The 7,181-nt window shown below is 71.6% G+C and carries 7 protein-coding genes; 5 read left to right on the plus strand and 2 right to left on the minus strand.

Annotated elements, in window-relative coordinates:
- Positions 1-368: 368 nt before the first annotated feature.
- Positions 369-1,157 (minus strand): L,D-transpeptidase family protein, encoded by a 789-nt coding sequence (locus E1266_RS33950; protein WP_243719238.1) that lies wholly within the window; start codon positions 1,155-1,157, stop codon positions 369-371.
- Between the two features lie 23 nt (positions 1,158-1,180).
- Here E1266_RS33950 and E1266_RS33955 point away from each other — a divergent pair, with 23 nt between their 5' ends.
- The 3 genes from E1266_RS33955 to E1266_RS33965 all read left to right on the plus strand — a co-directional run bounded on the left by E1266_RS33955 (position 1,181) and on the right by E1266_RS33965 (position 2,662).
- A complete protein-coding gene (locus E1266_RS33955; RefSeq protein ID WP_132054157.1) occupies positions 1,181-1,645 on the plus strand; it encodes a YbaK/EbsC family protein in 465 nt (154 codons plus the stop codon).
- A 2-nt stretch (positions 1,646-1,647) separates the two neighbouring features.
- Complete coding sequence (locus tag E1266_RS33960; RefSeq protein WP_132054159.1) at positions 1,648-1,998, plus strand: arsenate reductase family protein; 351 nt, start codon at positions 1,648-1,650, stop codon at positions 1,996-1,998.
- Positions 1,999-2,059: 61 nt separating this feature from the next.
- Positions 2,060-2,662 carry a GNAT family N-acetyltransferase gene (locus E1266_RS33965; RefSeq protein WP_132054160.1) on the plus strand — a complete coding sequence of 201 codons (603 nt, stop codon included), beginning with the start codon at positions 2,060-2,062 and terminating at the stop codon, positions 2,660-2,662.
- Here E1266_RS33965 and metF read toward each other — a convergent pair.
- A complete protein-coding gene (gene metF / locus E1266_RS33970) occupies positions 2,599-3,534 on the minus strand; it encodes a methylenetetrahydrofolate reductase [NAD(P)H] (RefSeq protein WP_132054162.1) in 936 nt (311 codons plus the stop codon). The genes E1266_RS33965 and metF overlap by 64 nt on opposite strands.
- Before the next feature lie 148 nt (positions 3,535-3,682).
- Between metF and E1266_RS33975 the strand changes: the two genes are divergently transcribed.
- On the plus strand, positions 3,683-4,735 hold the full coding sequence (locus E1266_RS33975) for a polyprenyl synthetase family protein (protein WP_132054164.1): 1,053 nt from the start codon (positions 3,683-3,685) through the stop codon (positions 4,733-4,735).
- Between the two features lie 78 nt (positions 4,736-4,813).
- On the plus strand, positions 4,814-6,961 hold the full coding sequence (locus E1266_RS33980) for a glycoside hydrolase family 3 C-terminal domain-containing protein (protein ID WP_243719240.1): 2,148 nt from the start codon (positions 4,814-4,816) through the stop codon (positions 6,959-6,961).
- The last annotated feature ends 220 nt before the right edge of the window (positions 6,962-7,181 follow it).

The following is a 7,181-nucleotide window of genomic DNA, read 5'->3' on the forward strand; positions in this document are numbered from 1 at the left end:
GGGGGCATGGGACGGTGGCGGGGGCTCGGCGGCGGGACGGGCTGTGCGGCCGAGTGGATTCCGCGTGCGGTCCTCGTTCCGGACATTTCTGCCTCCTTCCGGGGCTCGGGCCGGCCGGGCGGAGAGCTTCCCCTCACTCCGCCCGGCCGTCCGTCCCGCCGAAACACCGCGATCGGCGGGGACGTCGCCCTGGTGCGGGCCGCGAGTCCCGCACCACATCGAACATAAGTTCGACGCACTGACCAGTAAACCGCCCTGACGGCGATTCGTCAACGTGTTCGAACGTGTGTCGCATCCCGCAGGTCAGCGGGCATGACAGCAGTAGAACAACGGGGTACGACAGTTCGCCGGGAGTACGCCGCGGGGCCCTAGCGAGGCCGTCTGACGTGCACCGGGACGCCGTCTCCGAGGAGGTCGGGGAAGTACTCGGCGATGTGCATCGGCATCCGGACGCAGCCGTGCGAGGCGGGGTGCTTCGGCACGCTCAGCGCGCCGTGGAAGGCGATGCCGCCGTTGAAGTAGATCGGGTTGTAGAGCCGGCCCAGGGGCGAGGTCTCCCAGCCGGTGAAGCGGCGTCCCGTCCGGAAGTCGCCGGTGCCGGTGGTGGCGTAGCGGCACCGGGGGACGGTGGCCCCGCGGTCCTTCGCGCAGTAGTACTCCCCCGAGCCCGACGAGACGTGCGAGATGAGGCGCGGCTCACCGTCCTTGTAGAGGACGAGGTACTGGCGCTTGAGGTCGACGTCCACGCGATCCTTCTCGCGCTTCTTGGCCATCGGACGCGGTTCCTTGGGTGCGGCCAGAGCCTCCCAGAACGACTTGCCGAGGGTGCTCTTCTGCTTCATGCGGTTGACCGCCTGGAACGCCCACGCGGCCATCTCGGTGGAGGGCCCGTACTTCCCGTCCACCTTGCCCGGGTCGTAGTTGAGGGCCTTGAGGCGCCGCTGGAGCTCCTCTACATCGGAGCCCTTCGCTCCAGGCTTGAGCCTGCGGTGCGTGGGTGTCGGGGTAGGCGTAGGTGTGGAAGTCGTCGGTTTCGCTGACGGTGAGCTCGCCGGCGGCTGCGGCGCCGCCTCGTCCGTCCCGCTGCAGCCCGCCAGGAGGACGACGGCGGCCAGAAGCGGCGCGGTCATTCCCGTGCCGATGGGTCTCCCTCGCATGCGCTGAGCTTAAAGTGCTTCCCATGCATCCGAATGCCGAACGCGTCGCGAAGGCCCTGCTCGACCGGGGCGCGACCGGGACCATCGTCGAGCTGCCCGACTCCGCGCGGACGGCGCAGGCCGCCGCGGAGCAGCTCGGCTGCGCGGTGGGGGCGATCGCCAACAGCCTGGTGTTCGACGCCGACGGGGCGCCGCTGCTGGTGCTCACGAGCGGCGCGCACCGGGTCGACACGGCGAAGGTCGCGGCGCTGGTGGGGGCGGAGAAGGTGAAGCGGGCGTCGCCGGAGTTCGTGCGGGACGCGACGGGCCAGCCGATCGGGGGCGTAGCGCCGCTGGGCCACCCGGAGCCGGTCCGGACGCTCGTGGACGTCTGGCTCGACAGGTACGACCAGGTCTGGGCGGCGGGCGGGCACCCGCACACCGTCTTCCCGACGACGTACGAGGAACTGCTCAGGATCACCGGGGGCACCCCGGCGGAGGTGGAGTGATCATGGAGATCTGGCACAACCCGCGCTGCTCGAAGAGCCGGGCCGCGAAGGCCGCGCTGGACGAGGCGGGCGTGGCCTACACCGAGCGCCGCTACCTGGACGAGCCGCCCACGGCGGAGGAGTTCGACGCGGTGCTCACCGGCATCGGCGCGGAGCCGTGGGACGTGGCGCGCCTCAACGAGCCGGTAGCCAAGGAACTGGGGCTGAAGGACCTGGAGCGGGACCGTGCCCGCTGGATCGAGATCATGGTCGCGAACCCGGTGCTGATCCAGCGGCCGATCGTCGTGACCGGCGAGGGCGCGGTCGTGGCCCGCGACGAGGAGTCGGTCCGCAAGGCCGTCGGCGGCGGGTGACCTCCCGGCGATCGCCTTTCCGGGGCCCGGCGGGGCGTCCCGCGGGTCTAGTCTCTGTCGCGTGAGGGACGCGAAGCTGCGCGAGATCGACGAACGCGCCTTCCTACGCAGGCTCGACCCGATGCTGGAAGTGTACGCGGCCGCGATGGAGCCGCCGAACGAGCAGCTTCCGGGCCGCCACACCATCATGGAACGGCACGCGTCGTACGCGGGTTTCCGGGCGTTCGTGGTCGAGCGGCGTAGCGCGCTGCCCGTCCTGCCGGGGCCGGTCCAGGGGTTCGCGTACGGATTCCACGGGACGCGCGGCCAGTGGTGGCACGACGTCGTCTTCCAGGCGCTGAGCGCCAGGGAGGGGCCTGAGCACGCCGAGGCGTGGCTGGACGACACGTTCGAGGTGGCGGAGCTGCACGTCCGCCCGGAGTTCCAGGGCCGCGGCCTCGGCCGGAGCCTGCTGAGCGCGCTGTGCGAGGGGCGGCCGGAGCGGACCGTCGTGCTGTCGACGCTGGACAGGCGGCCGGACACCCCGGCCCGCTCCCTCTACCGCTCGGTCGGCATGACCGACCTGCTGACCGACTTCGAGTTCCCCGGCGGCGGCCCCCGCTACGCGGTCATGGGCGGGGCGCTGCCCCTGCCGCCGTACGAGGCGGCGTCGAGCAGGCCGTAGACCTCGCGCGTCGCCGTCGACTTGTTGAACGTGATGAAGTGGATGCCGGGCGCGTCCTGCTCGAGCAGTTCGCGGCACAGCTCGGCGGCGTGCTCGATGCCGAGCCGGCGCACCGCCTCGGGGTCGTCGGCGACGGCCTCGAAGCGGGCCCTGACCTCGGGCGGGAACGGCGCGCCCGACAGCTGCTCGGAGCGCTCGATCGTGCTCATCTGGGTGACCGGCATGATGCCCGGCAGGATCGGCACGTCGCAGCCCGCGGCCTGGACGCGGTCGCGGAGCCGGAAGTAGTCCTCGGCGCGGAAGAACATCTGGGTGATGGCGTAGTCGGCCCCGGCGCGGCACTTCTCGATGAAGTAGCGGGTGTCGCTCTCGATGTCGGGCGAGCGCGGGTGCTTGTAGGGGAACGCGGCGACGCCGACGCAGAAGTCGCCGTAGGAGCGGATCATCCGGACGAGGTCGGCGGCGTACTCGACGCCGTCGGGGTGCTTGACCCACTCCGCCATCGGGTCGCCGGGCGGGTCGCCGCGCAGCGCGAGGACGTTGCGCACGCCGGCGGCGGCGAACCGGCCGATGAGGTTCCGCAGCTCGGCCTGGGAGTGGTCGACGGCGGTGAAGTGCGCGACGGGCGTGAGGGTGGTGTCGGTGGCGATGCGCTCGACGATGTCGACGGTCTTGTCGCGGGTGCCGCCGCCCGCCCCGTAGGTCACGGACACGAACGTCGGCTGCAGGGACTCGAGCTCGCGGACCGCGCGCCAGAGGTTCAGCGCGCCTTTGTCGGTCTTGGGCGGGAAGAACTCGAACGAGAAGGACCTGCCCCCCGAGGCCAGCAGCTCTCGGACGGTGGGGGGCCGGTCTGGGCGCAGGCGTCGCATTCTCCAACCCTACAGAAGCCCCCGCGGACGTCGAGAGGGGTGACGCTCGGCACACCGGATAGTCGTTATGTCCCTATTTCCGCCGATCTAGAGTCTTCTCACTTCCCTGGCGGACGGTTGAATCTTCCCAGGTGGATACGATCTCGGCATGTCGACCAGCCGTATCCGCAAGGAGGTCGACGAGGCGCTCCTGGCCTTCGTCGACCGGCAGCGCCCGGCCCTGCTGACCATCAGTGACGACCTCGTGCCCATGCTGTCCGCCCTGGACGCCCTCCTCGGCGGCGGCAAGCGGCTCCGTCCCGCGTTCTGCTACTGGGGGTGGCGGGCGGCGGGCGGTGCGGACGGCGGCGGCATCGTGGCCGCGGCCGCGTCCCTGGAGCTGCTGCAGGCGAGCGCGCTGATCCACGACGACGTCATGGACTCCAGCGACACCCGGCGCGGCCAGCCGTCCGTCCACCGCAGGTTCGAGGCGCTGCACCACGCGCAGGGCTGGCCGGGCGACGCCGAGGCGTTCGGCTCCGGCACCGCCATCCTGCTGGGCGACCTGTGCCTGGCCTGGTCGGGCGAGATGTTCGAGACCTGCGGGCTGGACGACGGCAGCCGGCGGCGCGGCCGCGCCGTCTACGACCTGATGCGCACCGAGGTCATGTGCGGCCAGTACCTCGACATGCTGGAGGGCACCCGCGGCGAGGCGACCGTCGCCACGGCGCTGCGGGTGGTGGAGTACAAGAGCGCCAAGTACACGATCGAGCGGCCGCTGCACCTCGGCGCCGAGCTCGCCGGGGCCCGCCCGGACGTGACCGCCGCGCTCACCGGCTACGGCCTGCCGCTCGGCATCGCCTTCCAGCTCCGCGACGACGTCCTCGGCGTGTTCGGCGACCCCGCCGAGACCGGCAAGCCCGCGGGCGACGACCTGCGCGAGGGCAAGCGGACCGTCCTCGTCGCGCTCTCGCTGGAGCACGCGTCCGCGGCGCAGGCCGCGGCGCTGCGGCGCCGCCTCGGCGACCCGGAACTCGACGCCGCGGGGGTGAACGAGCTGCGCGCGATCATCGAGGAGACCGGCGGGCTCGCCGCCTGCGAGGAGATGATCGAGCGCTACCAGGCCGAGGCCGAGCGGGCCCTGGCGGCCGCGCCGATCGACGAGGAGGCGCACCGGGCGCTGTCGGAACTCGCGGTGGCGGCCACCACCCGGAGCACGTGACGTCTCATATGACACGATCCGGTCAATTTTCCCCGGTGCACTAGAACTTTCCCACTGATTGGTGGCACAAATGTCGCCATGTGGATGCGGGTGGGCAGATGGCTGCCGGCCGCGGGCGCGCTGGCGTCCGTGCTGGCGCTCGCCGCGGTGTCGGTTCCGGGCCAGGCGCGCGCCGAGGCGGGGCGGTGCGGCGACCCGGCGGAGCGGCCGTGGTGCGACCCGTCGCTCACCCCGGACCGGCGGACGGACCTGCTGCTGCCGCGGATGACCGCCGACGAGAAGATCTCGATGCTGGCCGCCGACGACCCGTTCGGCGGCCCGCTCGGCGGGTACTTCGAGACCGCGCACGCCGACACCAACGACGGGATCGAGCGGCTCGGCATCCCGCCCGTCCACATGGCCGACGGGCCGGCGGGCGTCCGGCAGGGCAAGGCGACCGCGCTGCCCGCGCCGATCGCGCTCGCGGCGGGCTTCGACCGGGACACCGCGGCGCTGTACGGCCGGACGGTGGCGTGGGAGGCCAGGCACCGCGGCAACGACGTCGTCTTCGGCCCGACCGTGGACGTCCTGCGCACCCCCCGCAACGGCCGGACGTTCGAGGGCTTCGGCGAGGACCCGCACCTGTCGGCGGCGCTCGGGGTGCCCTGGATCGAGGCCGCGCAGTCCCAGGGCGTGATGACGGCGGTCAAGCACATGGCCGTCTACACCCAGGAGACCGACCGGCTGACGCTCGGCATGACCGTGGATCCGCGCACCCTGCGGGAGATCTACCTGCCGCCGTTCGAGGCCGCCGTGAAGCAGGGCGGCGCGGCGACCGTCATGTGCGGGTTCGGCAAGCTGAACGGCCGGTGGGCGTGCGAGGACGGCGCCGTCCTCAACGACGTCCTGCGGTCGGAGTGGGGTTTCCAGGGCTACGTGGCCTCCGACCACTTCGCCCCGAAGGACGCCGCCGACGCGGCCAACGGCGGGCTCGACATGGAGCTGCCGGTCGGCCTCAGGTACAACGCGTTCATGCTGAAGATGGCCGTCTCGCAAGGGAAGGTCACGCAGGCGACCGTCGACGGGCACGTCCGCAACATCCTGCGGACGATGTTCCGGTTCGGCCTGTTCGACCGGCAGAAGTACCCGAACGACCTCACCGCCATCGACCGGACGGCGAGCGAGACGGCCGCCAGGAAGATCGAGGAGTCCGGGATCACGCTGCTGAAGAACGACGGCGTCCTGCCACTGGATGCGCCCGGGTCGATCGCGCTGATCGGGCGGGCCGCGCAGGAGAGCCCGAGCGGCCACGGCTCGGCGCAGGTCGTCCCGTTCACCACGGTCAGCGCTCAGCAGGGCATCGCGCGCCGCGCAGGGGCCGGCACGCGGCTGTCCCACACCAACGGGGACGACCACGCCGAGGCCGCGGACCTGGCCAGGCAGGCGGACGTGGCGATCGTGTTCGCCACCGACAGCCAGGGCGAGTTCTTCGACAAGTCCTGCCTCACGCTGCAGTGCGGCGAACCCCTGCGGGGTGATCAGGACGCGCTCATCACCGAGGTCGCCAAGGCCAATCCGAACACCATCGTCGTGCTGAACACGGGCGGCCCTGTGCTCACTCCTTGGGCCGGGCAGGTGAAGGGCATCGTCGAAGCCTGGTATCCGGGCCAGGAGGCCGGGAACGCTCTGGCCCGGGTCCTGTACGGGGACGTGGACCCAGGAGGACGGCTCCCCGTGACGTTCCCCGTCAACGAGAACGACGCGCCGACATCGGGGAACCCTGCGCAGTACCCGGGCACCAACCAGAACGTCACGTTCTCCGAGGGCGTCATGGTCGGCTACCGGCACTACGACTCGAACGGCATCGCGCCGCGCTTCCCCTTCGGGCACGGGCTGTCCTACACGACGTTCCGCTACAGCAACCTTGTGGCCGACACCGACTCCGCCAGGGTGACGGTGACGAACACGGGGTCGCGCAAGGGCATCGCCGTGCCGCAGTTGTACATCGGCATGCCGTCGCCGGGTGTGGACGTCCCGCAGCCGCCGAAGCAGCTCAAGGGCTTCGCGAAGGTCACGCTCGCGCCAGGCGAGAGCACGCAGGTGACGTTCCCGCTGTCCTCGCGCTCGTTCGCCTACTGGAACGAAGGCGCGAAGGCGTGGAAGGTCGCGGACGGCTGCTACCGGGTCATGGCCGGCTCCTCCTCGCGGGAGATCGCCGAGACGGCGACGCTCGGAACGTGCCGGTAAGCGGAAAGATCGCCGTTCCACTGCCCTACCCACCGGTTACGCGGTACAAATGAGGAAATCTTCGTCCGTCCCCGCCGAGCCGGAGTCCCCTGTGCCGCACGACACCTCCCGCGGGAGGACGAGTCCTCGTCCCGCCCTCCCCACCGCCGTCCGGACCGCACGCGCGGGCCAGGCGCACACCGGCCAAGGGCATGGGGGCCAAGGGCACACCGGCCAAGGG

This window comes from Actinomadura sp. 7K534, assembly GCF_004348575.1.
GTDB classification, from domain to species: Bacteria; Actinomycetota; Actinomycetes; order Streptosporangiales; family Streptosporangiaceae; genus Spirillospora; species Spirillospora livida.